23 protein-coding genes are annotated in these 23,759 nt (G+C 65.7%); 8 read left to right on the top strand and 15 right to left on the bottom strand.

The genetic code is table 11. The features are described 5' to 3' along the window. Nucleotides 1-64: 64 nt before the first annotated feature. The 3 genes from ACPPVV_RS00215 (at nucleotide 65) to ACPPVV_RS00205 (ending at nucleotide 2,523) form a co-directional block, all read left to right on the top strand. The gene (locus tag ACPPVV_RS00215; protein ID WP_426701478.1) at nucleotides 65-1,540 is read left to right on the top strand and encodes an AAA family ATPase; all 1,476 of its coding nucleotides are present in this window, start codon (nucleotides 65-67) and stop codon (nucleotides 1,538-1,540) included. 11 nt (nucleotides 1,541-1,551) lie between these two features. Further along, nucleotides 1,552-1,764 (top strand): DUF3820 family protein, encoded by a 213-nt coding sequence (locus ACPPVV_RS00210; RefSeq protein ID WP_426703287.1) that lies wholly within the window; start codon nucleotides 1,552-1,554, stop codon nucleotides 1,762-1,764. A 147-nt stretch (nucleotides 1,765-1,911) separates the two neighbouring features. Next, on the top strand, nucleotides 1,912-2,523 hold the full coding sequence (locus tag ACPPVV_RS00205; protein ID WP_426701477.1) for a 2OG-Fe(II) oxygenase: 612 nt from the start codon (nucleotides 1,912-1,914) through the stop codon (nucleotides 2,521-2,523). A 53-nt stretch (nucleotides 2,524-2,576) separates the two neighbouring features. Here the strand turns inward: ACPPVV_RS00205 and ACPPVV_RS00200 are convergent, their stop codons facing one another. From ACPPVV_RS00200 to ACPPVV_RS00185, 4 genes are all read right to left on the bottom strand, one after another. After that, complete coding sequence (locus ACPPVV_RS00200) at nucleotides 2,577-5,924, bottom strand: GH92 family glycosyl hydrolase (RefSeq protein ID WP_426703286.1); 3,348 nt, start codon at nucleotides 5,922-5,924, stop codon at nucleotides 2,577-2,579. A 197-nt stretch (nucleotides 5,925-6,121) separates the two neighbouring features. Beyond that, nucleotides 6,122-7,141, bottom strand: a complete 1,020-nt coding sequence (locus ACPPVV_RS00195; protein ID WP_426701476.1) for a YheT family hydrolase — start codon at nucleotides 7,139-7,141, stop codon at nucleotides 6,122-6,124. Continuing rightward, nucleotides 7,138-7,938: a lysophospholipid acyltransferase family protein gene (locus ACPPVV_RS00190; protein ID WP_426701475.1), complete on the bottom strand. Its 801-nt coding sequence runs from the start codon at nucleotides 7,936-7,938 to the stop codon at nucleotides 7,138-7,140. The genes ACPPVV_RS00195 and ACPPVV_RS00190 overlap by 4 nt, the downstream gene beginning before the upstream one ends. Nucleotides 7,939-7,979: 41 nt before the next feature. Next, nucleotides 7,980-8,453 carry an Lrp/AsnC family transcriptional regulator gene (locus tag ACPPVV_RS00185; protein WP_426701474.1) on the bottom strand — a complete coding sequence of 158 codons (474 nt, stop codon included), beginning with the start codon at nucleotides 8,451-8,453 and terminating at the stop codon, nucleotides 7,980-7,982. 137 nt (nucleotides 8,454-8,590) lie between these two features. Between ACPPVV_RS00185 and phhA the strand changes: the two genes are divergently transcribed. After that, nucleotides 8,591-9,484 carry a phenylalanine 4-monooxygenase gene (phhA, locus tag ACPPVV_RS00180; protein WP_426701473.1) on the top strand — a complete coding sequence of 298 codons (894 nt, stop codon included), beginning with the start codon at nucleotides 8,591-8,593 and terminating at the stop codon, nucleotides 9,482-9,484. Nucleotides 9,485-9,648: 164 nt separating this feature from the next. On the opposite strand, the gene ACPPVV_RS00175 is transcribed toward phhA, so the two are convergent. The 3 genes from ACPPVV_RS00175 to ACPPVV_RS00165 all read right to left on the bottom strand — a co-directional run bounded on the left by ACPPVV_RS00175 (nucleotide 9,649) and on the right by ACPPVV_RS00165 (nucleotide 12,137). After that, entirely contained in the window at nucleotides 9,649-10,236 is a 588-nt protein-coding gene (locus ACPPVV_RS00175; protein ID WP_426701472.1) for a papain-like cysteine protease family protein, read from the bottom strand. Nucleotides 10,237-10,264: 28 nt separating this feature from the next. Continuing rightward, the gene (locus tag ACPPVV_RS00170; protein ID WP_426701471.1) at nucleotides 10,265-10,984 is read right to left on the bottom strand and encodes a hypothetical protein; all 720 of its coding nucleotides are present in this window, start codon (nucleotides 10,982-10,984) and stop codon (nucleotides 10,265-10,267) included. A gap of 466 nt (nucleotides 10,985-11,450) precedes the next feature. Continuing rightward, nucleotides 11,451-12,137, bottom strand: coding sequence for an SGNH/GDSL hydrolase family protein (locus ACPPVV_RS00165; protein WP_426701470.1), 687 nt, complete (start codon nucleotides 12,135-12,137; stop codon nucleotides 11,451-11,453). 177 nt (nucleotides 12,138-12,314) lie between these two features. On the opposite strand from ACPPVV_RS00165, the gene ACPPVV_RS00160 reads away from it, so the two are divergent. Further along, entirely contained in the window at nucleotides 12,315-13,223 is a 909-nt protein-coding gene (locus tag ACPPVV_RS00160) for a patatin-like phospholipase family protein (protein WP_426701469.1), read from the top strand. Here ACPPVV_RS00160 and ACPPVV_RS00155 read toward each other — a convergent pair. From ACPPVV_RS00155 to ACPPVV_RS00120, 8 genes are all read right to left on the bottom strand, one after another. Beyond that, nucleotides 13,194-13,907: an RES family NAD+ phosphorylase gene (locus ACPPVV_RS00155; RefSeq protein WP_426701468.1), complete on the bottom strand. Its 714-nt coding sequence runs from the start codon at nucleotides 13,905-13,907 to the stop codon at nucleotides 13,194-13,196. The two genes, ACPPVV_RS00160 and ACPPVV_RS00155, sit on opposite strands and share 30 nt — an antisense overlap. 370 nt (nucleotides 13,908-14,277) lie before the next feature. Then, nucleotides 14,278-14,670, bottom strand: coding sequence for an MbcA/ParS/Xre antitoxin family protein (locus ACPPVV_RS00150; protein ID WP_426701467.1), 393 nt, complete (start codon nucleotides 14,668-14,670; stop codon nucleotides 14,278-14,280). Between the two features lie 77 nt (nucleotides 14,671-14,747). Beyond that, complete coding sequence (locus tag ACPPVV_RS00145) at nucleotides 14,748-16,559, bottom strand: DUF885 domain-containing protein (RefSeq protein WP_426703285.1); 1,812 nt, start codon at nucleotides 16,557-16,559, stop codon at nucleotides 14,748-14,750. Nucleotides 16,560-16,678: 119 nt separating this feature from the next. Continuing rightward, nucleotides 16,679-17,383: a helix-turn-helix transcriptional regulator gene (locus ACPPVV_RS00140; RefSeq protein ID WP_426703284.1), complete on the bottom strand. Its 705-nt coding sequence runs from the start codon at nucleotides 17,381-17,383 to the stop codon at nucleotides 16,679-16,681. Between the two features lie 60 nt (nucleotides 17,384-17,443). Next, complete coding sequence (locus ACPPVV_RS00135; RefSeq protein ID WP_426701466.1) at nucleotides 17,444-18,073, bottom strand: glutathione S-transferase family protein; 630 nt, start codon at nucleotides 18,071-18,073, stop codon at nucleotides 17,444-17,446. A 31-nt stretch (nucleotides 18,074-18,104) separates the two neighbouring features. Continuing rightward, the gene (locus ACPPVV_RS00130; protein ID WP_426701465.1) at nucleotides 18,105-18,509 is read right to left on the bottom strand and encodes a GFA family protein; all 405 of its coding nucleotides are present in this window, start codon (nucleotides 18,507-18,509) and stop codon (nucleotides 18,105-18,107) included. Then, nucleotides 18,506-18,703: a hypothetical protein gene (locus tag ACPPVV_RS00125; protein ID WP_426701464.1), complete on the bottom strand. Its 198-nt coding sequence runs from the start codon at nucleotides 18,701-18,703 to the stop codon at nucleotides 18,506-18,508. Before ACPPVV_RS00125 ends, ACPPVV_RS00130 begins: the two co-directional genes overlap by 4 nt. An 11-nt stretch (nucleotides 18,704-18,714) precedes the next feature. Further along, nucleotides 18,715-19,338, bottom strand: coding sequence for a DJ-1/PfpI family protein (locus ACPPVV_RS00120; RefSeq protein WP_426701463.1), 624 nt, complete (start codon nucleotides 19,336-19,338; stop codon nucleotides 18,715-18,717). A 162-nt stretch (nucleotides 19,339-19,500) separates the two neighbouring features. Here ACPPVV_RS00120 and ACPPVV_RS00115 point away from each other — a divergent pair, with 162 nt between their 5' ends. From ACPPVV_RS00115 to ACPPVV_RS00105, 3 genes are all read left to right on the top strand, one after another. Next, on the top strand, nucleotides 19,501-20,532 hold the full coding sequence (locus ACPPVV_RS00115) for a class 1 fructose-bisphosphatase (protein ID WP_426701462.1): 1,032 nt from the start codon (nucleotides 19,501-19,503) through the stop codon (nucleotides 20,530-20,532). A 133-nt stretch (nucleotides 20,533-20,665) separates the two neighbouring features. Next, on the top strand, nucleotides 20,666-21,568 hold the full coding sequence (locus ACPPVV_RS00110; protein ID WP_426701461.1) for a patatin-like phospholipase family protein: 903 nt from the start codon (nucleotides 20,666-20,668) through the stop codon (nucleotides 21,566-21,568). Between the two features lie 101 nt (nucleotides 21,569-21,669). Then, the gene (locus tag ACPPVV_RS00105) at nucleotides 21,670-23,727 is read left to right on the top strand and encodes an alpha/beta fold hydrolase (protein ID WP_426701460.1); all 2,058 of its coding nucleotides are present in this window, start codon (nucleotides 21,670-21,672) and stop codon (nucleotides 23,725-23,727) included. The last annotated feature ends 32 nt before the right edge of the window (nucleotides 23,728-23,759 follow it).

Genomic DNA, 23,759 nt, shown 5'->3' with positions numbered 1-23,759 from the left:
CCCGCATGCGCACTGTCAGAAAGTCACTGCTCTGCTAACGTGACGCCCTTCGTTAGGGGTAACCATGAGCGAACTGGACGATCTCACCACCCTGGTGCGCGCCGCCACGCCCTTGCTGGTGATCGAGACAGTGGACGAGCAGCGGGTCATCGAGTGCTTTCGCCACGTGATCGCGCAGGCGCTGCATCCGCTGTGGCGCTGGACCCTGATCGACGGCCTGACCCGGCTCGACTTTGCCCAGCGCGACGGCGAAGTCGCGCCGGACGCCACCGCCACGCTGGAGGCGATCCGCGCGCAGGGCGAGCGCGGCATCTACCTGATGTTCGATTTCCACAGCCTGCTGCGCTATGCGATGAGCCTGCGCCAACTGCGCGAGATCGTGCAGCGCCAGCGTTCCGCCGCGCACACCATCGTGCTGGTCGGTGCCAAGGTCGAGTTGCCGGAAGAACTCGAAGCGCTGGCGCTGCGCGTGCCGTTGTCGCTGCCCGACATCAGGGAGCTCGCCGGCATCCTGCGCGGCGAGGCGGTGGCGTGGCAGCGCGAGCAGGGACGCAAGATCGAGGTGGACAACGATGCCGCGCGCACCATCGTGCGCAACCTGCTGGGCCTGTCCGCACCGGATGCCCGGCGCATCGTGCGCAAGCTGATCTACAACGACGGTGCACTCAATCACGCCGACCTGCCCGAGCTGATGCAGTCCAAGTTCGAGCTTCTCAACCGCTCCGGCCTGCTGCACTACGAATACGCCACCGCCAGCTTCGCCGACATCGCCGGGGTCAGCCGCGTGCGCGCATGGGTGCAGCGTCGCCGCGGCGTATTCCTCGATCCCGCCACCACGCCGCTGCTCGATCCGCCGAAAGGCGTGCTGCTGCTGGGCGTGCAGGGCTGCGGCAAGAGCCTGGCGGCGAAGGCCATAGCAGGCGGCTTCGGCGTGCCGCTGGTGCGACTGGACTTCGGCACGCTGTACAACAAGTACCACGGCGAGACCGAGAAGAACCTGCGCGACGCGCTCGCCAGCACCGAGCTGCTGTCGCCTTGCGTGCTGTGGATCGACGAGATCGAGAAGGGCCTCGCCGGCGGCGGCGATGACGGTGGCGTATCACGTCGCGTGCTCGGCTACCTGCTCACCTGGATGGCCGAACGCAAGGCCAAGGTCTTCGTCGTCGCCACTGCCAACGCCGTGCAGGAACTGCCCGCCGAACTGCTGCGCAAGGGCCGCTTCGACGAGATCTTCTTCGTCGACCTGCCGCAGGCCGACGTACGCGGGGAGATCTTCGCCATGCATCTGGCGCGTCGCAAACTCGATCCGGCAACCTTCGACCTGCCCGCCCTCGCCATCGCCAGCGCCGGCTTCTCCGGCGCCGAGATCGAGCAGACCATCGTCAGCGCCCTGTACGACGCCGCCAGCACCGGCAACGCACCAGACCAGCCGACCCTGCTCGATGCGCTGAAACAGACCCGACCGCTATCGGTGTTGATGCGCGAACAGGTAGCCGCACTGCGCGCGTGGGCGCAGGGACGCTGCGTCGCGGCGGATTGAGTGCCTCCATGATGAAAGCCGAGGATCTCCAGCAACTGGTGACCGTGCGCATGCCCTATGGCAAGTATCAGGGACGATTGATCGCGGACCTGCCCGGGGCCTACCTGGCCTGGTTCGCGCGCAAGGGTTTTCCGTCCGGGCAACTGGGTCGATGGCTGGCGTTGGCGCTGGAGATCGATCACAACGGGCTGTCGTCGTTGCTCGATCCGTTGCGCCAGCGCTGAAGCGCGCATTTGAGCGTATGCTGCCGGCGCTGCTGGCCGGCGTGGGCTGACCCCGTCAACCGTACCTTGCAGCAACCTTTTCCGCGCCGGCCACAGGGCCCGCACCGGATCGGCAACTTCGCTATCCCGTGCATCTCAAGGCGTTCGATGGATACCGGTACCGATGTGTTCCATGCCGCGGCGGGTGCGCTCGCCGCCGAGGGTTGGTGCGCGCTGCCCGGTCTGCTGTCGGCGGTGCAGACGCGGGCCCTGGCCGCCGAATGCGCGACGATGCATGACGCCAGATTGTTGTTGCCGGCGGGTACCGGCGCCGGTCGCGTCGCCTCGGCCTTGCGCGGCGACAGCACGCACTGGTTCGTCGATGGCGCGATGAGCGCACCGCAGCAGATGTTTGCCGATCGTATCGATGCGCTGCGGATCGCGCTCAATCGCGAACTGATGCTGGGCCTGGTCGATTGTGAATCGCACTACGCCGTATACCGCCCCGGCGCCGGTTACGCGCGACATCTCGACCGGCTGCGCGACAACGATGCGCGCGTCGTCTCGGCGGTGTTCTATCTCAACTCGGCGTGGCAGGAGGCCGAAGGCGGTGCGCTGCGCCTCTACCTGGCTGACGGTGCGTATCGCGACATCTATCCGCAAGCCGGCACCTTGCTGTTGTTCCTGTCGGCGCAGTTCGAGCACGAAGTGCTACCGGCCGTGCGCGATCGCATGAGCATTGCCTGCTGGATGCGGCAACGCCGTCTCGGCGGCGGCTGAACCGGTTGCACCGCCCCGTGTCGTGGGGCGGTGCAAGTTCTGCGATGCGTGGCTCAGGGTGCGGCTGCGTGACCGAGCAACTCGATTTCCGCCAGCGCGGTAGCGGTGTTCGCGTCGAAATGCAGCCGGTAGTACGTGTATTCGCCAGGCGTGCGGACGGCAAACGCCCGCGTCTGCCGCGGCCAGTCGAAACGTTCGTGCCGACGTGTATCCAGCGTGTCCCAGTGCTGGCCATCACGGGATGCCTGCAGTTGCCAGCTCGATGGCGCGGCTGCGGTGGCGTCGGAGGTGAGCGTGAGCATCGCGACCTCACGCGGTTTGGCGAAGTGCCAATCGATCGTCGTCGCCGTGGCAGGCAGCGTGGCGGCGGTGGTGCTGTCGTTGTCGGACAGCGCGGCCAGCTGCGGGATCAGCGGCGTGCCGCGGGCATCACCCAGGCCACCGTCGGTGACATCGTGCAAGGGTTGTGGCCGGCCTTGCGTGGTGAGCGACGGCGGCAAGGCGGCTTCGTCGCTGGCCCAGCGTGAAGGTTTCGGGCCCATCGTGAACTCCAGCGTCGCGCCCTGCGCCAGCAGCGCATGCGGCAAGGTCAGCTTGTTCCACGGTTGGCCGTTGACGCGCAGGCCTTGCACGTAGCGGTTGGTATCGCTGACGGCCGGCGCATCGATCACGATGTGCTTGCCGTTTTCCAGCGCGATATCCATGTGCGGAAAATACGGCGCGCCGATCACGTATTCCGGCGTGCCCATGCGCAATGGATAGAAGCCGGCGGCGCTGAACAGGTACCAGGCGGACATCTCGCCGTTGTCCTCGTCGCCCGTATAGCCCTGGCCGATTTCACTGCCGACATACAGGCGGCTGAGTGCGTCGCGGATCTTGCTCTGCGTTTTCCATGGCTGACCGGTGAAGTCGTACATGTAGAGGATGTGGTGCGACGGCTGGTTGCTGTGGCCGTACTGGCCCATGCGCACATCACGCGCTTCCAGCATTTCGTGGATCGGCTCGCCGTAGCTGCCGACGTGGAAGTCGCCGTCGGCACCGAAGAACGCGTCGAGCTTGCGTGCCAGGCCGGCGCGGCCGCCGTAGAGACTGGCCAGGCCCTGGCCGTCCTGCACGCCCTCGAAAGCCATGTTCCAGGCATTGGTCTCGGTGTAGTCGCCGCCCCAGGTCTTCGGATCGAAATGGGCCGCGTCGGTGCGCCAGCGGCCATCCGCGCCGCGGCCCATGAAGAAGCCCACCGCCGGATTGAACAGCCTGATGAACTGGCGTGCGCGGCTGCGGAAGTAGCGGGCGTCGTCGGCGTAGTGGGCGGCATAGGCGTCGCCGTCGGCGGGCTGCGCAGCCAGCGCCTGGGCCAGTTCGCCGATGCCGAAGTCGTTGAGGTAGCCAGCCATCGACCACGACAGGCCTTCATCGACCGAGGTGTCGACGTAGCCGTTGAAGACCGAGCGTTCGAGCCCCTTGCGGCCGGTGCCCTTGAGCGGGCTGACCACGGTCGCGTCCTTCAGTGCGGATTGGTAGAACGCGCGCACGTCGAAGTTGCGCACGCCCTTCAGCCAGGCATCGGCGAACGCCACGTCGGCGCTGGTACCGACCATCAGATCGGCGTAACCGGGCGAGGACCAACGCGCGATCCAGCCGCCATCGCGGTATTGCTGCACGAAGCCGTCGATCATCTCGCCCGCCTTGGTCGGCGTGAGCAAGGTGTACGCCGGCCACGCGGTGCGGTAGGTATCCCACAGGCCGTTGTTGACGAACACCTTGCCGTCGACGATGCGCGCGCCGGTTTGCGTGGCGGTGTCCGTGCCCGTCGCCGCGGAGAACGGGCTGGCGTAGCGATAGACCGGATGCGCGGCGCTGCCGGTGTTCTCGTACGCCTCGTTCGGATACAGGAACAGCCGATACAGGTTGGAGTACAGCGTGGTTTTCTCGTCGCGACTGGCTCCCTGCACGTCGACGATGCCGAGTTGCGCATCCCACTGCTTCTGCGCGCGTTCGCGCACGTCCTCGAAGTTGTCGCCGGGGGCGATTTCCAGTTCGAGGTTGTGCCGTGCCTGCGCCACCCCGATCAGCGAGGTGGCGATGCGCAGGTTCACCACCTTGCTCTTGCGGGTGTCGAAGCCGAACCAGGCGGCCACATGGTCGCGACCTTCGCCGGCGAGCTGGCCGCTTTCGCCGACCGGTCGATCGACCACACCGTAGAAAAACAGCCGCGTGGCGCCGGCGGAGAGACTACTCTTTACCTCGGACCAGCCGCTGAAGCTGCGCCCGGCCGGATCCAGCGTGATGCCGCCATGATCGTCGCGGTTATCGAATACCAGCTGGGAGCGGTCGCCTTTGAACGTGAAGCGGAACATCGCCGCGTGGTCCGTCGGCGCGATCTCGGTGACGATGCCGTCGTCGAACGCGACGCGATAGGTATGCGCCTGTGCAGTCTCGTCCGCATGGCTGAAACTCAATGCGCGCTTCGCCCGGTTAGCACTCGGCGCGCCATGGGCGACCGCCGCCGGCATCAGCTGGAAGGTCTGCCGATCACCCATCCACGGACTCGGCTCGTGCGACAGCGCGAACGCCTCCAGTCGCGGACGATTGTCGGCACCGTTGCGCTGCTGGTACTGGTACATCCAGTTGGAGCCGGCATCCGTCACCGGCGTCCAGAAATTGAAGCCGTGCGGCACGGCCACGGCGGGGAAGTTGTTGCCGCGCGAGAAGCGGCCGTTGGAGTTGCTGCCGCGGCGGGTGTCGACGAACTCGCTGGGTCGCCGGCGCGCATCGACCGGCGCGGCGCCGATGCGCAGGTCGTCAAGGTAGCCCTCGATGTTCGCGGCGGGGCCATCGTGGCTCAGCACGATGCGCTTGATCGTGCGTCCGGCGGCGACACGGCCAAGGTCGATCGACAGCAGGTTCCACTGATCCGGATACAGCGTGCGGCCCTCGCCTTGCGCATGTGCAGAGGCGCCGACACGATGCTGGTCGACGGCGCCGCGACTCGAAAGCCAGCTGCCATCGTCGAACTGCAGATCGACCGCTACGTAGTTCGCCGGATTGCGCAGGTCGTCGCCGTTCGAGGCGGGGAAAAGCACGTACGACAGTTGCGTGTCCGCATGCACCGGCAGATTCACCGCATACAGGTCGGTGCGCTGCAGCCCACCCGCATGGCCGCGATAGCGCAGCGAGTGCAACCCGCTGAACCCGACGCCGGGCTTGGCCGTGAGCGCCGCCGCCTGGCTGGGACCGCCAGCCACGGTGACGCTGAATGACGAATCGGCGTGCGCCAGCGGCAACGGTTCGGCGGGTTCGAATGAACTGCGAAAAGTCGCTTCAGGGGCGGTGGCGGCCGCAAGCGCAGGTAGCAGGCAGGCCAGCCACAACCCGCGCCGCAGCCAGGGTCCGGCCTGCATGAACTTCGTCAACGGCAATCCAGTCACGACCAGCCCCTCTGTCCTGTTGCGGCAATGGCGGCTCATTCACGTACATGGCGGCATGCGCCAAGAAAGGCTGGAATGGAGAAACGCCGGTATGACGCAATTTGTATCGATCTAAATTGATCCTGTCAAACCGCGGCGCAGCATCCCGGGAACCGGCAGGCGTCAAACGATCAATCGGTTTCGATTCGACCGGCGGCCAGCGCGTTGAAGCGCGCCGCGATGTAATCGTCGGTGAAACTGGTCATGCCGTAGTCGCGGATGAAACCGCAATGGCCACCGTAAGGGGCGATGTCGAGCTCCACGTTCGGCGGCAGTTCGAGTTTCTCGAAACTGCTGACCGGGATCACCGGATCGTCCTTCGCGGTAAGAATGCTGGCGGGAATCTGCATCGCCTGCATGATGTCGCCGGCCACCGAATAGCCGTCCAGATACTGCTGCAGCGACTTGAAGTCGGTATGCCGCAACACCATCGCCTCGGTCAGCCCGCGCAGGTGCTGCTTCAGCTCGGACATCTCGAAATACTGGTGCTGCGGAAAGGCCTTCTGCTTGACCTGCAGCGAGTGCCGCCACTTGCGCATGAAGTACGCCTGGTAGAACCACGGCGCGGTTTCTTCCAGCGAGAACAGGCCCTCACCCGGATCGATGATCGGACACACCGCCAGCACGTAACTCAGCGGGATGCCGACACGGGATGTCTGCAGCGCCGCGCGCAACGCAAAGTTGCCGCCCAGCGAAAAACCCGCCAGCGCCATCGGGCGTGCCGGCCAGCGCTGCGCGATCTCGCCCAGCGCATGCACCACCTCGTCGATGCGGCACGAATGGAACAGCGCCTCGTTGAGTCCGTGGCTGTCGCCGTGGTCGCGGAAGTTCAGCCGGAAGATGTCCCAGCCATCGGCCAGCAGGCGGCTGCCGGTCTGCAGCACATAGGTGGAATCGACGCTGCCTTCCCAGCCATGAAACAACACGGCCAGGCCACGAGGCTGCGGTCGGGACTTCTGGCGGGTATGCGCGCCGGTCAGGCGGACGCCGCCGCCGCCATCGACGACCACCGCTTCGGCATCCCCCAGCACGGTCTTGGCAGCGCCTGGCAACAGGATGCGACGGACACCGCTGGAGGACAGCATGGTCTGGATATGGCCGCTGCGCAGCGGCCAGGGCGGGCGGAAATCCTTTCCGTGCGGCAGGCTCATTCCAGGCGATCTTCCAGTGCGGCGCCGATGCGTTCGCGCGACAACTCGGCCATGCGACGCCGCGCCTCGGGGCTGGCTGGCACCGGGGTCAGGAAATGCACTTCGGCGTCCATCGGCGCCCCACCGAGCAGGCGCACGATGTTCCCCATGAAGCTTTCGCCTTCGCGAAAACCCGCGTCGATCACCCGTCGTCCACCCCGCGCGAAGCGCAGCGCCACCGGTTGCACCGCCACGTCGGCATCCAGCGCAGCCTGGAAGATCCGCGCGTGAAAAGTCTTGAGCACGCCGTTGTAACCGGTGCCCCCTTCCGGGAATACCGCCACCGAACGCCCGTCATGCAGGCGCTCGACCATCACCTGCATCACCGAAGCCAGCGAATGGTTGTTGCCGCGGCGATGAAAGATGGTGCCGCCGGTGGCCGCCATCCAGCCGACCAGCGGCCAACGGGCGATCTCCGCCTTGGCCACGAAACACGCGGCGCGCTGGCTGTGCAACAGCTCGATGTCGATCCACGAAGTGTGATTGGCGATGAACATCACCGGATCGGCCAACGGCGTGCCGAAACGCACCGAGCGCATGCCGAAGACACGCAGCAGTTTGGTCGACCACCAGCGGATCATCCGGTGCGCGAACGGCTCCCGGCCGTTCTCCATCACCGCGTGCTGGTTCCAGCTCAGGATCAGCGAACACAGCAGGATTCCGAGCAGGATATGCAGCAGCAGCAACGGCACCCGCCACAGGTAACGCAGCGGGCGCAGCAGGTCACGCTCGGGGAGGGTCGCGGTGTCGGTAGTCATCAGTCGGTTAGTTTAACGTTAGTTGATACGGGCGCGGGGACTCAGCGCTCCAGTTGCGTCAGCGGCAACGACGGCGAACGCTTCACCGTGCGCAGCACGAAGCTGGAGTTGACATCGGCGACCCCGGCCGCGTTCAACAAGTGGTCCAGCAGGAAGCGCGAAAAATCCTTGAGGTCGGCCACGTAGACATGCAGCAGGTAGTCCATGTCGCCGGTCAGCGCGTGGCATGCAACCACCTCGTCCCAGCCGTTGACGTGCTCGACGAAGCCTTCGATCGCGGCGCTCTCATGCTTGGTCAATTGCACCCGCACGAACGCCTGCAAACCCAACCCGACCGCCTGCGGATCGATCTGCGCCGCGTAGCCGGTGATCACTTCGCCCTCCAGCCGCTGCAGCCGGCGCAGGCAGGCCGACGGCGACAGGCTGACACGCTCCGCCAGCTCGGCATTGGTGATGCGGCCCTCGCTCTGCAATACCGCGAGCATGCGCAGGTCGGTGCGATCAAGGGTAGCCACGCGCAATAAACTCCTTCCGTGCATGTAGTTCGCGCAATGATAATGCATGGACGTGGCTGAATCGGACAATAAAACAACCTTCGTGCAGGTGTATCGCCGTAAGCTGTGGCTCTGCCCACGCTGCACCGGAGTACGCCATGGAAAACACCCCGCCCCGCAAGGTCGAACACCAGCAGACTGATCGCGGCTATGTACCGGTGTACGCCACGGGCGTAGTCGAGCAGCCTTGGGCGGCCTACAGCAAGACCGATCACGAAGTGTGGGACACCTTGTTCAAGCGGCAGCGCGAACTGCTGCCCGGACGTGCCTGCCAGGAGTTCATGGCCGGCGTGGAGCGTTTCGGCCTTGGTGACGGTGGCATCCCGAAATTCGCCGAGTTGAACAAGGTGCTCGGCCTGGCCACCGGCTGGGAAGTGGTCGCGGTCGAGGGCCTGCTGCCGGACGAGGTGTTCTTCGACCACCTGGCCAACCGCCGCTTCCCGGTCAGCTGGTGGATCCGGAAACCCGACCAGCTCGATTACCTCAGCGAGCCGGACCTGTTCCACGACCTGTTCGGCCACGTGCCGCTGTTGCTCAACCCGGTGTTCGCCGACTACATGCAGGCCTACGGCCGCGGCGGCATGAAGGCGTTCGCGATCGGTCCGCAAGCGCTGATGAACCTGACGCGGCTGTACTGGTATACCGTGGAATTCGGCCTGATCAACACCGCCGAAGGCATGCGCATCTATGGCGCCGGCATCGTCAGCTCCAAGGGCGAGTCGATCTACGCGCTGGATTCGCCTTCGCCGAACCGCATCGGCTTCGGACTGGAGCGCGTGATGAGTACCCGCTACCGCATCGACACCTACCAGCAGACCTATTTCGTGATCGACGGCTTCGAGCAGTTGTTCGAGGCGACGCATCCCGATTTCACGCCGATCTACGCCAGCCTGAGCGAACAGCCGGCCCACGCCGCCGGCGACGTGCTCGACGGCGACCGCGTGTTCACGCGCGGCGATCGCGAGGGCTGGGCCACCAACGCGGATACCTGAGCTGCTCGGGCATCCATGCACGAAAGGCCGGCTTCGTGCCGGCCTTTCGTTTCTGCCCCTTGTGCTCACGGACGATGCTTTTCGAATCCCGAATCCCGCCGAAAAGCATCGCCAGCGATGCGGCCCCCCCCTGCAACTACATCAAGTATGCAAGGTCGCTCGCCTTACTTCGTGGTGCGCAGCGAGTGGGTCCATGTGTGGTCGTAGGCCGCCGACTTGGTCCAGGCGTAGGTGGACCAGGTGTAACCCTCGCCCGGCCACGGGTTCATGTAGGCGACCATCATCGTGCCATTCCGGTCGTCGTAGCCATAGCCCACCAGGATGTGACCGCCGCCGCCATACCAGCCGAAGCGCATCACGAACGGGTGGCCGGCGTTGACCTCGTTGACGATGGTGTTCCAGGTCAATGCCGAGGCCGAGGGTGTGCTGCGCACGCCGTTGTTGCCGAGGATCGCCTGCACGCTGCCGTTGTCGCCATACAGCGAGTTGGGCGAGTTTGCCGCGGAATTCCAGTCGAACACGCCACTGCCGCAGGCATCGGCGCGGCCGAACGCCCAGTTAACCACGCCGCACTGACTGGGATTGAGCTTGTACCACTTCAATATGTCCACGGATGAGGCTGCCCAGCACCAGTTGCTGTGCTCCTGAATCACCTGGGTGACGTCGAGAGAGCTGTAGCCGGCGCCGGCGACCGCGGCGGACGAAAGCACGCCAAGGCCGATGGCCGTGGCGAGACGTTGCATGATCTTCATGATGGATTCTCCTGACGATGGGGCGGATTCAGTTCGCGCTGCGCGCGACGGCCTGGCGCAACTGCGTGCGCAGCGCATTGCTGTCCAGCAGACCCGTATCGGCCGTGCTCGCGCCGTTCGGACTGGCGGTTGTGAGAGCCGATACCCTCAGCGTGTCGCGCGCGGCCTGCAACGGTGCGTATTGCGCCGCTGCCGCACCGTGCTTGACCTGGATGAAATCCGCCGTCGCCTGCGGCACACGCACGTAGCGCAGCTGGGTGCCGGCGCTGCTTCCGTACGCACCGACCACCGCATTGATGTCGCCGACCATACCGATGCCGCTCACCGACACCACTTCCCATCCGTGCGATGCCTGCGCCAGGGTCACCAGTCCGATCGGCCGATCGTGCAGGATCACCTCATAGCGCCAGATGCCGGTTGGCCGTGCGATGGCCTCCAGACTGGCGCTCGACTGCAACGCCGCCTTGGTCACGTCATAGACCTGGAAGCCCCAGCCGATCTGCGCGTTGCGCAATTCGCCAAGATCCCGCACGTCCAGCGGAAAGCCCTGTGGCAGCTCCCCCGCATTGCCCGCAAAGTGCGCGGCGAATTCGCTCAGTCCGCGCGCGGCTGCCGCCTGCGTCGGCGAAACCGCCCGCGCCGACGACATCACGAAATCCGCCCCGCCGACGCCGCCTGCCGACGACTGCGCGAATGTCGCTCCGCTCGTCAGGATGGCCGCCAACAACATGTAACGCATGTTCTTCATGTGAGATATCCCCAAAGTCAATGTTCGATCGAACACCATCGCGCTGCTCCCCGCAGTCGGCGATGGATACGCAGGCCTCGCGACGTTTCGCGGGTGCCCTCATAGAAAAGACGGGGGATCGCAGCGCCACCCCACCCCGTCCACGGCGCGATCGCACAGGATGTGCGCTGCGTCACGTCGCCGCGGTCGCTCGGAAGGGCGTCCGCACGTGAGGCCACGTTGGGAAGGGGCAGCCATGGCCGGCTCTCGTTCACCCGGACTGGCCGTATAGACGTCGATTCGACGCTCACAGCCACGCCGGCATACAGACTGACCGCGGGGGACCGCCATGCAGTACCGATTGCCGCTACCCGGCGACATCACGTCGACGTCTCGTCGTTGCCGGACGTGGTGGATTTTCGCTCGTGATCGCGGACGGCGAGCCGCGGCCGCGGCTGCACAGGACCTATGGGGCGTGGGTATCTCTCTACGGCCGATCGCGCAGGTTATCCAGCCACGGCTTCAGCACACCGACCCACAATGCGTAGCCTTCGCGGTTCATGTGCAGGCCGTCGGCGATGAACCAGCGCGGTTGCGGCTGGCCATCTGCGCCGAGCATGGGCGTGAAGACATCCAGGTAGGAAACGCCCTTCTGCGTCGCCGCGTACCGGCGCACCAAGGCGTTCGCCTCGCGGATCTGCGGCAGCAGCACCTTGCGCGCCATGCTCGGCTTGATCGCGATGAAGGCAATCGGTACGCCCGGATCCACCGCACGCGCCTTGCGCACGAAGGCGGCGAAGTCGTCGCGCACCTGCGTCGGGTTGTCGCCGTTCTGCAAATCGTTGTCGCCCGCATACATCACGATGGCACGCGGGTGGTACGGGGCCACGATGCGGTCGGCGAAGAAGGTGGCGTCGGCGATCTCCGAACCGCCAAAGCCGCGGTTGATCGTGCGCACCGCGGGAAAGTCCGTTGCCAGCGATTTCCAGAAGCGGATCGACGAACTGCCGATGAACAGCACCGAATCAGCCGGCGGCGGCTGCGCCCGGTCCGCGGCCTGGAACGCGGCAATGTCCTTGCTCCATTGCGCGTGATCGTTCGGGCGATGGTCCCGGGCCGTCGCCAGCGGCGATAACAGAAGCAAAAGCACCAGCAGGTTGCGCTTGTTCTTCATCCGATCCACTCCGTTCGACATGGACACAGGCTAGCGCGACCGCATCGATCCGGACACCTGCCAGGCCTTGACGCACGGTCGGCGTTGCGAGCGCGCGTACGCTTTCTGCCGCCTGTCCCTTGCGCGCCGCGGGATCGTCGCCATTCATGACGAAACACTCGAACCCGCAAGGACGCCATGCCCATCGAACGCCTTTCCCGGCTGGACCTCGCCGACATCCAGACCCTGATTTTCGCCGGTGGTGGCAATCGCTGCTGGTGGCAGGCCGGCGTCGTCACGCAGTGGCTTGAACAGGGCGGGCGACTGCCGGCACGATTGGTCGGCACCAGCGCCGGCGCGGCCGTGGCCGCCGCGTGCCTGACCACCGGTGCACACAACGCCCTCGACGCCTGCGTCCGTCTGTTCGACGCCAATCCGCGCATCTTCGATTGGCGTGGATTGCGTCAGCTCAAGTTGCGCTTTGCCCATCAGCAGATCTACCCGGCATGGCTGTCCGCCTTCCTCGACGCGCAGACGTTCGAGGCCATCCGCAATGCGCCCAGCCGACTGCAGGTGGCGATTACCCGACCGGCGCGTGCGTTAGGCCTCGGCGGATCGATCATGGCGGGCACGCTGGCTTATCTGATCGACAAGCACGTGTGGAATCGGCTGCATCCGCGGCTGCCGCGACTGCTTGGCCTGCGTCATGAATTCCTGGAGCTGCAAAAATGCACGGACGTGGCCGACGCGCGCAACCTGCTGGTCGCCGCGGCCGCGGCGCCGCCCTTCCTGTCGGCGCAACGCATCGACGGCCGCCACGCGATCGATGGCGGTTATCTCGACAACGCGCCGATTCCGCCGCAAACGAGCGCCGGAAAAACCGCCACGCTGATCCTGCTGACCCGGCATCACCCGAAACTGCCCACCCTCTTCCGCAGCAACGGTCGGCATTACTGGCAACCCAGCGGGCGAATTCCGGTCTCGACCTGGGACTGCACTCCACGCGCCACGGTGCATGCGGCGTTTGCGCTGGGGCGGCAGGACGCGCGGTGCCTGCTGGACCAGCGCGCGTTTCAGCTACAGGTCGCTCCCGGCCTTGCCGGATAGCGGCCGCTTGAGTTCGTTCACCTCCAGCACCTGTGCGATGCGCGTGCCGTCCCATCGATAGACCAGGTGCTGCGCCTGTGTGCATCGCGCCACCACGTCGGGCTGGAACGCGGCCAGGCATTCGCCACCGCGGTGACGGGCGCTGTCGTAGACGATGCCGTTGGAGCCTGCCGCGTGCAGCTCGCGCGCCAGCGCCACGCTGACGACGTAGCTGTCCGGATCGTGCGCGGCGGTCCAGCCGCCGCGGATGTCGTGCAGTTTGCTGTCCGCGCTGGTGCGGTAGCAGCGCATCTGGATGTCGCAGGCCGGCTCCGCGGTCGCGGCGAGAAAGCGCTCGCGGTGATACACCGTCTCCTCCACCGCCGTGGCCACGCCATGAGCCGCGTAGAACACACCCCACGTGCCATCGGAAAAGCGGCTGCCTTCGGGATTCAAATGGGTGAACGCAGCCATCACCGGCGTCGAGCCCGGTCCGCTGATGCGATGCTCCTTCGGTACCTGCTTCAACGCACCGGCTTCCTCGCGCAGGCGCGGATTGGTCAACGCCTCGATCGCGAATACCGCGTCGAGATCGGCCGGATCGGCAATGCGGTCATACACGCCCACTGGCGGAAAGCGACTGGGCACGATGCGATAGGCCTGGGTCCAGCGAATACGTTTGACGGGTGGCATTTCAGTTGGCATCGGAACTCCAGAACATGCTCCCTCCGCTGCTCGCAACGGAGGGCCGGGGTGGGGCGCTCTTCGCCGGGATCAGATCAAAAGCTTTACCCCTCCCAACCTCCCCCTGCAGGCAGGGTAGGAGCAGAGCGTGTCGTGCGGCCGTCTCGCCGATCGCGACCACATGCATGCTTCACTCACCCGTACTACGCATCCAGATGCTGGCGCTCCATGCTCCGCTCCCTCCCCCGTTCGCAGGGGAGGGCCGGGGTGGGTCGCTCTTCGCCGGGATCAGATCAAAAGCTGTACCCCAATTTCCCCTGCAAGCAGGGGGAGGGACAGAGCGTGCGGCATATCCGTCTTGCTCGCCGCGACGTCTGTCGCAGCACCCGCTTCAGCCGCGCTGCGCATCCAGGTACTGGCGCACCACATACAGATCGGCGACGTTGCCCGACAGCATCCGCGCCAGCGCCGAATGGCCGCCAAACAGCGCTGCCGTGTTCGGCTTGTGCAGCCACGCATCGGCCTGGTCCGGATCGGGAAACAGGATCTGCAGCGACTTCCAGATGCCGAGCAGGTAGCTGATCCGCTCGATCGTGTCGCGGCCCAATGCCCCATCCTGCTGGCGCTTCCACTTGTAGAACGTCGACTCCGGTGGATCGCCGAGCAACTTGCGCTGGTCGGCGATGCGCAGCTTCCATTGTTCGGCCATGCCGAAGAAAGACCGCAGGGCCGGACCGCCGAGATCCGCGACAGGAGTATTTTCAGGCAGCGGTTGGGCCAGCATGCAAACTCTCCTTGTGAAGTTGTATTGAAATTTACTCCACAAAGGAAGTTGTGGTCAATGTTTGACCAGCACCTGGTTCACGATCCCGACGGCTTCGGTTTCTTCTCTCCGGCGCAATCACAACCGTATGCCGGCTCCGGCCCACCCTCGGCGATAAAGCGGTCGATGCGTTGTTCCAGCACCGGCAAGGGCACCGAACCGGTGGACAGGACGGTGTCGTGGAAGTGGCGCAGGTCGAACTTCGCGCCCAGCGCTTTCTCGGCTTTCGAACGCAGCTCGCGGATCTTCAGGTAACCCAGTTCGTACGACAACGCCTGGCCGGGCCAGCTGATGTAGCGGTCGACTTCGTTGGCGATCTCGCGATCCGACAGTGCCGTGTTGATGGTCAGGTAGTCGATGCCTTGCTGGCGCGTCCAGCCCAGATGATGGATGCCGGTGTCGACCACTAGCCGGCACGCCCGCCACATCTGATAGGTGAGATAACCGAACCGTTGGTAGGGCGTCTGGTAGATGCCCATTTCGTTGCCGAGGTACTCCGAGTACAGGCCCCAGCCCTCGCCGTAGGCAGAGATGTAGCCGTTGCGGCGGAAGTCCGGCTGGCTGTGGTCTTCATCGGCCAGCTCCAGTTGCAAGGCATGGCCGGGATAGGACTCGTGCAGGGTCAGTGCCGGCATGTTGTACAGCGGGCGCGACGGCAGGTCATAGGTGTTGACCAGGTATTCGCCCGGACCGCCGCGTCCGGAGGTGTAATACGGCGCGATATCCGCGGGCACTGGCACGATGGTGAAGCGTTCGCGCGGCAGATGGCCGAAGTACCTGGCCATCTGGCCGTCCACCTGCTTGGCCACCCAGGCGCTCTTGTCGAGCAGCTCCTGCGGCGTCTTCGCGTAGAACTGCGGATCGCTGCGCAGGAATTTCAGGAACGCGGCAAAGCTGCCCTTGAAGCCGGAATCCTTCATCACCTCGAGCATCTGCGCATGGATCTTCGCCACTTGCTCGAGGCCGATCTTGTGGATCTGATCGGGATCGAGGTCGAGCGTGGTGTATTCGTGGATCTGCTGGCGATAGAACGCCTTGCCGTCCGGCAAGGCCTCGGCGGCCAGCGTGGCACGCGCCTGCGGCACGTACTCTTCGTGGAAAAACTTCAGCAGCGTCGCATACGCCGGGATGACTTCGTCGCGGATGGTACGCAACGCCTCGCCCTGCAGCGCCTGCGCACGCTCAGCCGGGATCGATGCCGGCAGATGCACGAACGGCGCATAAAAACTGCTCGTGGTCGGATCCTTCAATTCGGCGACGGCGGCGATCGAGACATCGCGCCCCTTGAGCACCTCGCGCGGCACACTGAAGCCGCGCTTGAGGCCGGCACGCATGTTGGCGATCTGCTGGTCGAAGTACGCCGGAAGCTGGCCGAGACGGTCGAGGTACTTCGTGTAATCCTGTTCCGTGCGCAGCCGGTCGCCACCCAGCTCGTACCCGATATCGGACCAGAATGCCGAGTCGCTGTTGAACGGCATCTGCCAGTTCATGAACTTCTGGTCGGCGACGAAGTTGTCGATCTGCGCGCGATAGACCGCGGCGTTGATCTGGTTGGCCGGTGACAGCCGCGTGACGTCGACGGCGTCCAGTTGCTTGCGTACTCCCCGCCAGTAATCCAGCCGCTGTTGCTGGCTGTCCGCATCGACATCGTCGAGTCGCCCGGTGTTTGGCTGCGATTCGCCGGACGCACTGACACCGGCCTGCCCGGTGCGCCAGGCCCACTCGGTGCTGTAGATGGTCTTGAACTGCGCATCGGCATCGGCGGTGCTGCCGGCCGGGGCCGCCTGCGCGGCGGCGCTCGGCGACCACGCGCTGCAGCTCAATGCGAGAACGAGCAGTCGGGCCATCATCGGGATCTTGTTCACGCGGGTTCCTTGCTGCCTGATCGCGGCAGCATCCATAGGCAAAGTCTGAGGCCTATCGTGGCGGTCATCGCGACGCATGGCAACGCCGGGGTCAGCCGCGCGGCTCAGCCGAGATCGAGTTTGCCCACGCCGACCGCGTTCAGATAGGCGGCGAGATTGCGCTCGGCGGTCTCGACGAAAAGCTCCTCGCCGGCCAGGCAGGTATCGATGCGGTCCGGGCGGAAATTGCGAAAATCCTGGCGCAGCCGGCACCACGCACCCAGGGTCCACTTGCCGCCCCAGAACGACAGGCACAGCGGCTCGACTTCGCGCGTACTGGCGCGACCGCTTTCATCGCGGTACTCCAGGCGCAACACCTGATTGCCGACGATGGCGGCATGCAGGCGGTCGATCAGCGCGGCGAAATCCTCGCGGTACTGATCGCGCCACACCGGCGCGAAGATCCGCGTACGGGTGGCGCGCTCGCGCAATTCGGGTGGCAGCACCGCTTCGATCTTCAGCAACGCGCACCGTGCGCTTTCGGCCAGCTGGGTGCCGGCAAACGCGCGCACGAAACGCGATCCGACCACCAGGGCTTCGAGTTCGTTGGCGTTGAACATCAGCGGCGGGATGTCCGAACCCTTGCGCAGCACGTAGCCGACGCCGGCCTCGCCCTCGATGGGCACGCCGGACAACTGCAGGTCGGCGACGTCGCGATATACCGTGCGCAACGACACACCCAACGTCTGCGCCAGCGAGCGCGCCTGCAGTGCAGTCCGACGGCCGCGCAGGGCGTGGATGATGAGAAACAGGCGATCGGCTCGACGCATCCGCGCATCATCGCCGGGATCGGCCATGGGGAACAGCGCCGGAGGTCACGACCCATGGCATCAGGCCGTTTGCGCGGCCAGCAGTTCGGCATCCTTCGCCGCCGCGCGTTGCAGTGCCGGACGCGCCAGCACGCGGTCGATATAGGCGCGGATCACCGGCAGTTCCGGCACCAGCTTGAACATGGTGGTCCAGTTCAACGCGGTGCCCCACAGCACGTCGGCGGCACTGAAGGTTTCGCCAAGCAGGTACGGACCGCGCTCGAGCTGGTCGATGAGTGTCTTCAGCATGGTGTCGTAATCACCGTAGCCGCAAGTCGACGGTGGCGCGGGCTCGCGCTGCATCGATTTGTCGACCATCGCCGGCTCGAAGCACGAACCGTAGAACACCAGCCAGCGCAGGTACGGCCCGCGCAACGGATTGCCAGGCGGCGGCGCCAGCTTCGCGGCGGGATAGAGGTCGGCCAGATAGATGAACACCGCCGGCTGCTCGGTGATCAATGCACCGTCATGGTGGATCGCCGGCACCTTGCCCATCGGGTTGATCGCCAGATACGTCGGCTCACGCTGCTCGCCGACTTTCAGGTTGAGCAGGTGCAGGTCGTAGTCGGCTCCGAGCTCCTCGAGCAACGCGCGGGTGCCGGCGGAGCGGCTTTGTGGCGAGTGGAAGAAAGTGACTCGTTGGTTGTCCATCGGGAATTCCTGAGTGTTGCGAGGGCAAGGATCAAAGATGCCGCGTCTCGGCGGGTGCCGACATCCAGTTGTTGTGGCGGCCATCGGAGTAGCGCAACGGCGCGTCGATCAGCGCTTGCGGTTCCACGTCATCGAGGCAGGCCAGGTTGATCGAGACGTAGTCGCCACCGATCTCCTCGACGTAACCGCGTCCGAACGGGCGCACGCCGCAGTGTCGACAGAACAGGTGGTGCGCGCTGTGCGTGTTGAACTGGTAGTCCGACAAGGCGTCCTCGCCGGCCAGCAGGCGGAAGGCGTCCGGTTTGACGACCACGCCCCAGTAACGCGTCTTGGTGCAGATCGAGCAGTTGCAGCGGCCGGTGCCGGCGGCAAGATCGATATCGGCCTCGAAGCGCACCGCGCCGCAATGACAACTGCCGTGGAAAGTCCTGGTCATGTTTTGCTCCGGTGAAAAGAAGTGGGGATCAGGGCCGCCAGCAGGGTGCGCTGACGCGAGCGGGGCGAGCCCGCGTGACTCGCCGGCTCATCCGTCGAGTCGGCTTTCGGCAACTTGAACTGTCCGTCGAGCAGCAAGCCGTTCAAATACATCGGGCGATAGGCCATCACCGCGCGTTGCAGGAATGTGTTCATGCTTCCTCTCCTCATGCGGCCATGGCCTCGCCGACACACCACGGCGGCAGCTGGGCGTGTTTGAACAGGCGATACCAGTGTTCGCGATCGCTGTGGCTGTACAGATCCAGCGTGCGGATCACCTCGCGGGCGAACTCCACGCTGCCGAGATGGCTGGCACTGATCACGCCGCCATCGCTGACCGCCAGCACCTCGCTGTCGTATTGCTCGGCACCGGCGTAGTCCGGCACCTGGGCGGCGATCTGGCCGGACCAGTTGCCGGTGTGACGGCAGTGGTCGAGCAGGCCGGCACGCGCCAGTGCCAGCACGCCGCTGTCGATGCCGGCCACCGGTGCGCCGCTGGCGTGCATCTGCCGGATCGCCGCCACCGCCGGCGCCCCTTCGCCGCGTTGCCAGAGGTGGCCGCCCGGCACGATCAGCAACGCCGCTCGCCGGAAGTCGAGTTCGGCCAGCGACAGGTCGGGCTGCACCTTCAGACCGCCCATCGAGGTCACCGGCGCGGTCGTCGACGGTTCGACCGAAAGGCCCACCGTCTGCACCTGCCAGTCGCCGGGGCGACGGATCTCGCACAATGCCAATGCCGCCTGCCAGTCGGCAAAACCGTCAAAGACCAGGAAATAAACCGTATCGCGCATGTCGTGTCCCTCCGCTATGGAGGTACAGCTTGCCTACCCCCTGCTGCCAACGTGCTGTCAGCAGTCGGGCCGGCCGGTGACCGCATGTGGCGGATCGACGCCGTGCTGGCGCGGTTAAGCCGTAGCCGGGACAATGGCGGTTCCTTCTGCCATGGACCCGACATGAAGCCCGTCTCGCTGATCCAGTTCCTGATCGAGGAACGCCGCGCCGGTCATATCAACGCCGAACTCTCGCTACTGATCGAAGTGGTCGCGCGCGCCTGCAAGCGCATCGCGGTGGCCACCAACAAGGGTGCCCTCGGCGGCGTACTGGGCATGGCCGGCAGCGACGATGCGCTGAGCATGAACATCCAGGGCGAAGCGCAGAAGAAACTCGACGTGATCTCCAACGAGATCCTGCTGGAGGCGAATGCCTGGGGCGGCCACCTCGCCGCCTGCGCGTCGGAGGAGATGGAGGATCCGCAGCAGATTCCGGACGGCTACCCGAAGGGCCAACACCTGCTGCTGTTCGACCCGCTGGACGGCAGCTCGAACATCGACGTCAACATCTCGGTCGGCACGATCTTCTCGGTACTGCGCTGCCCCGACGGCGTGACCGAACCCAAGGCCGAACATTTCCTGCAGCCGGGCACCACCCAGCTGGCCGCCGGCTACGTGGTGTACGGCCCGGCCACCGTGCTGGTGCTGACCTTCGGCCACGGCACCCACGAGTTCACGCTCGATCGCGAGGTGGGCAGTTTCATCCTCAGCCGCCGCGGCATCCGCATCCCCGAACAGGCCACCGAGTTCGCCATCAACATGTCGAACCAGCGCCATTGGCAGCCGCCGATGCAGCGCTATATCGGCGAATTGCTGGCCGGCACCACCGGCCCGCGCGGCAAGGACTTCAACATGCGCTGGGTTGCCTCGATGGTCGCCGACGTGCACCGCATCGTGACCCGCGGGGGCGTGTTCTATTACCCGCTGGACGCGAAAATCCTCAAGCAGGGCGGCAAGCTGCGGCTGATGTACGAGGCCAATCCGATGGCCTTCATCATCGAGCAGGCCGGCGGTGCGGCAACCACCGGCCGCGGGCGCATCATGGACCTGCAGCCGACCGGCCTGCACCAGCGCGTGCCGGTGTTCCTTGGCTCGAAGCAGGAAGTCGAACTGGCCACGCACTATCACCAGGAAGCCGACGGCGCGCTGGGCTGACGCCCGTGCTCCCTCTCCTGCAACGCACGGGGAGCGAGCACACCAGAACAACCACACCGCCAGACTCATGCCCTCTCCGCGCCACCCGGCGGGCATAGGCTGCACCCATCTTCTACCGCCGACGCGACTGCCCATGTCTTTCCGACGCCTGCTGCCGCTGTTCGCCACGTTCGCCCTGAGCGCCTGCTTCCACGCCAGCAAACCCGTCCCGCCGCCGATCCCACCACCACCCGCACCGCTGAAGATCGGCCTCGTGCTCGGTGGCGGGGCAGCCAAAGGCTTCGCGCATATCGGGGTGATCAAGATGCTGGAGGCCAGCGGCATCCATCCCGATGTGGTGGCCGGCACCAGCGCCGGCAGTGTCGTGGGCGCGTTGTACGCCAGCGGCATGGATGCGTTCCAGCTACAGGAAACCGCATTCGGCCTGGACGAGGCGAAGATCCGCGACGTGCGGCTGTTTTCCGGTGGACTGGTGCAGGGCCAGGCGCTGCAGGACTACGTCAACCAACTGCTGCACAATCGTCCGATCGAGCGCCTCAAGATTCCGTTCGCCGCCGTCGCCACCGAGCTGGAAACCGGTAAGCGCACGGTATTCGTGCGCGGCAACGCCGGTCAGGCGGTGCGTGCCTCCAGCAGCATCCCGGGCGTATTCGAGCCTGCCGAAATCAGTGGCAGGCACTATGTCGACGGCGGCGTGGTCAGTCCCATTCCAGTCGATGCGGCGCGCCAGCTCGGCGCCGATTTCGTGATCGCCGTGGACATCTCGGCCGGGCCCGATGGCCGCAACCCGCAAGGCATGATGAATATCGTGGGGCAGTCCCTCAGCATCATGGGTCGGCAACTGGCCGCGCAGGAAAGCGCGCGCGCCGACGTGGTGATCCGGCCCGACCTGCGCGGCATCGGCCCGACCGACTTCGAGCAGAGGAATCAGGCCATTCTTGCCGGCGAAAAGGCCGCGCTGGCGGCGATCCCCGCCATTCGCGCGAAACTCGCTGCGATGGCCGTGACGCGCCAGGCAAAGGCTACGGCGCCCTGACGCAACCGGCGCTTTCGGCCGGATTGACCCATGCCGTCCTGCACTTGGCGCGCGTCGTACGCGGGTTGTAGCGTGGCGTTTTTGCCGTGCCGGAATCTTCCATGCTGAAACGCGCGCCCCTCTCCGCTCCCGTGTTGTTGCTGGCCATCGCACTGGCCCCGAACGCGTTCGCCGGTTCGCCCATGGTCGATCCACGCATCGAACAGTTGCTGACCCAGCTGGGCAAGGCCGAGTCGATCCAGGCCACCGCCATTTCGCCGGACGGCAAGCAACTGGCGTGGGTTATCGAGCGCGACGGCAAGCCGACGATCGAGGTGGCTGCGGCCGATGGCAGCCATGCGCGCCGGATCAGCGGCGCGACGAAGCCCGGCAGTTGTGCCGAATCAGGCATCGCCTGGGCACCCGACTCGCACCATCTTGCGTTCGTCTCCAACTGCAATGTCGACCTGACCAACACCCAGGCCATGCAGAACGATGTCTACCTGGCCGACACGAAGGGCAAAGGCGCGCCAGCGCGACTGGCACAGCTGAAAGGCTATGTGCGCGCGCTGCAATGGACGACCGACGGCAAGTCACTGGGCTTCCTCTATGTCCCCGGCGCCACCCGCCACGCCAGCGCCACGGCCGCGGCCAAGCCGGCGGCTGGCGAGGTGGGTGTCACCGGCGTGGAAGTTCAGCGCGTGGCCAGCCTCGACGTGGCCAGCGGCGCGCTGCACGAATTGACGCCGGCCAACCTGTACGCGTACGAATTCGACTGGTCGCCGGACGGTTCGCGCATCGCCTATACCGCCGCGCTGCCGCCGGGCGACAACAACTGGTGGATCGCGAAACTCTACGTGCAACCCGCGCATCCCGACGCCGGCGCCAGCGTGCTGGTCGATCCCGCCAGCACGGCCAGTGGTTCGCTGCGCGGCCTGCAGATCGCGCTGCCGCGCTGGTCGCCGGACGCCACGCGGATCGCCTTCATTGGCGGCCTGATGAGCGACCAGGGCGCTACCGGCGGTGACATCTACGCCGTTGCGGCGAGCGGCGGTTCGCTCGTCAACCTCACCCCGGACATCCACGTCACGCCGTCATGGCTGCGCTGGACCGGCCCGCAGGCGATGCTGGTCAGCCAGGTCAGCAACGGCCAGAGCCAACTGGCCGACTACGCGGTGTCCGCCACCCGCGCCCAGCAGCAACGGGTGCACTTCACCGTGCCGGCCAGCGTCAGCGACGGCAGCGCGTCGATGGCGATGTCGCTGTCCAGCGATCTCAAGCACGTCGCCTTCCTGCAGAGTTCGTTCGCCACCGCCACCGAAGTGCACGCCGGCAGCCCGGGCGACACGCCGCCGCCCGCGGTGACGTCGTTCAACGCCGCGCTCAAGCCGGCGTGGGGCAAGGCCGAGTCGGTCGAATGGAACAACGAGGGCTTTCACGTGCAGGGTTGGTTGCTGTATCCGACCAACTACGATCCGAAGAAAACCTACCCGATGGTGGTGATGGTGCACGGTGGCCCGTCGAGCGCGGTGATCCCGCGCTGGCCGGGCGTGGGTTACGGTGCCGCACCGCTGTCCGCGCTGGGTTACTTCGTGTTCCAGCCGAACCCGCGCGGCAGCTTCGGCCAGGGCGAGAAGTACGTGCAGGCCAATCGCAAGGACTTCGGCTACGGCGATCTGCGCGACATCCTCGCCGGTGTGGACGCGGTGGAGAAGAAGCTGCCGGTGGACGACAAGCGGCTCGGTCTTACCGGTTGGAGCTACGGCGGTTTCATGAGCATGTTCGTGCCGACCCAGACCCAGCGCTTCCGCGCCGTGGTGGCTGGCGCCGGCATCTCGAACTGGCAGAGCTACTACGGCCAGAACCTGATCGACCAGTGGATGCCGCCGTTCTTCGGCGCCACCGTCTACGACGACCCGGCGGTGTACGCGAAGAGTTCGGCGATCAACTTCATCAAGAAAGTGAAAACACCGATGCTGATCGTGGTCGGCGACCGTGACGCCGAATGCCCCGCGCCGCAGTCATTCGAGATGTGGCACGCGCTGCGCGCGCAGAACGTGCCCACTTCGCTGGTGGTGTACCCGAACGAGGGGCATCACTTCGCCGATCCCGTCCACCAGCGCGACGTGCTGCAACGGGCACTTGGCTGGTTCCAGAAATATCTGCCGGCCAGCGGCTGATCATGGGTGCTTGGCTTCATGGCCGGTGCTCA

Origin of the sequence: Rhodanobacter sp. Col0626 (assembly GCF_049994385.1) — a bacterium.
In the GTDB taxonomy this organism is placed as follows: domain Bacteria; phylum Pseudomonadota; class Gammaproteobacteria; order Xanthomonadales; family Rhodanobacteraceae; genus Rhodanobacter.
This window is presented reverse-complemented; position numbering and strand designations above follow the sequence as displayed.

What these genes read in the sequence shown, in the direction of transcription:
- ACPPVV_RS00215 (WP_426701478.1), top strand. Translation starts at nt 65, where the DNA reads ATGAGCGAACTGGACGATCTCACCACCCTGGTGCGCGCCGCCACGCCC.
- ACPPVV_RS00210 (WP_426703287.1), top strand. Translation starts at nt 1,552, where the DNA reads ATGAAAGCCGAGGATCTCCAGCAACTGGTGACCGTGCGCATGCCCTAT.
- ACPPVV_RS00205 (WP_426701477.1), top strand. Translation starts at nt 1,912, where the DNA reads ATGGATACCGGTACCGATGTGTTCCATGCCGCGGCGGGTGCGCTCGCC.
- ACPPVV_RS00200 (WP_426703286.1), bottom strand. Translation starts at nt 5,924, where the DNA reads ATGCAGGCCGGACCCTGGCTGCGGCGCGGGTTGTGGCTGGCCTGCCTG.
- ACPPVV_RS00195 (WP_426701476.1), bottom strand. Translation starts at nt 7,141, where the DNA reads ATGAGCCTGCCGCACGGAAAGGATTTCCGCCCGCCCTGGCCGCTGCGC.
- ACPPVV_RS00190 (WP_426701475.1), bottom strand. Translation starts at nt 7,938, where the DNA reads ATGACTACCGACACCGCGACCCTCCCCGAGCGTGACCTGCTGCGCCCG.
- phhA (WP_426701473.1), top strand. Translation starts at nt 8,591, where the DNA reads ATGGAAAACACCCCGCCCCGCAAGGTCGAACACCAGCAGACTGATCGC.
- ACPPVV_RS00175 (WP_426701472.1), bottom strand. Translation starts at nt 10,236, where the DNA reads ATGAAGATCATGCAACGTCTCGCCACGGCCATCGGCCTTGGCGTGCTT.
- ACPPVV_RS00170 (WP_426701471.1), bottom strand. Translation starts at nt 10,984, where the DNA reads ATGAAGAACATGCGTTACATGTTGTTGGCGGCCATCCTGACGAGCGGA.
- ACPPVV_RS00165 (WP_426701470.1), bottom strand. Translation starts at nt 12,137, where the DNA reads ATGAAGAACAAGCGCAACCTGCTGGTGCTTTTGCTTCTGTTATCGCCG.
- ACPPVV_RS00160 (WP_426701469.1), top strand. Translation starts at nt 12,315, where the DNA reads ATGCCCATCGAACGCCTTTCCCGGCTGGACCTCGCCGACATCCAGACC.
- ACPPVV_RS00155 (WP_426701468.1), bottom strand. Translation starts at nt 13,907, where the DNA reads ATGCCAACTGAAATGCCACCCGTCAAACGTATTCGCTGGACCCAGGCC.
- ACPPVV_RS00150 (WP_426701467.1), bottom strand. Translation starts at nt 14,670, where the DNA reads ATGCTGGCCCAACCGCTGCCTGAAAATACTCCTGTCGCGGATCTCGGC.
- ACPPVV_RS00145 (WP_426703285.1), bottom strand. Translation starts at nt 16,559, where the DNA reads ATGATGGCCCGACTGCTCGTTCTCGCATTGAGCTGCAGCGCGTGGTCG.
- ACPPVV_RS00140 (WP_426703284.1), bottom strand. Translation starts at nt 17,383, where the DNA reads ATGCGTCGAGCCGATCGCCTGTTTCTCATCATCCACGCCCTGCGCGGC.
- ACPPVV_RS00135 (WP_426701466.1), bottom strand. Translation starts at nt 18,073, where the DNA reads ATGGACAACCAACGAGTCACTTTCTTCCACTCGCCACAAAGCCGCTCC.
- ACPPVV_RS00130 (WP_426701465.1), bottom strand. Translation starts at nt 18,509, where the DNA reads ATGACCAGGACTTTCCACGGCAGTTGTCATTGCGGCGCGGTGCGCTTC.
- ACPPVV_RS00125 (WP_426701464.1), bottom strand. Translation starts at nt 18,703, where the DNA reads ATGAACACATTCCTGCAACGCGCGGTGATGGCCTATCGCCCGATGTAT.
- ACPPVV_RS00120 (WP_426701463.1), bottom strand. Translation starts at nt 19,338, where the DNA reads ATGCGCGATACGGTTTATTTCCTGGTCTTTGACGGTTTTGCCGACTGG.
- ACPPVV_RS00115 (WP_426701462.1), top strand. Translation starts at nt 19,501, where the DNA reads ATGAAGCCCGTCTCGCTGATCCAGTTCCTGATCGAGGAACGCCGCGCC.
- ACPPVV_RS00110 (WP_426701461.1), top strand. Translation starts at nt 20,666, where the DNA reads ATGTCTTTCCGACGCCTGCTGCCGCTGTTCGCCACGTTCGCCCTGAGC.
- ACPPVV_RS00105 (WP_426701460.1), top strand. Translation starts at nt 21,670, where the DNA reads ATGCTGAAACGCGCGCCCCTCTCCGCTCCCGTGTTGTTGCTGGCCATC.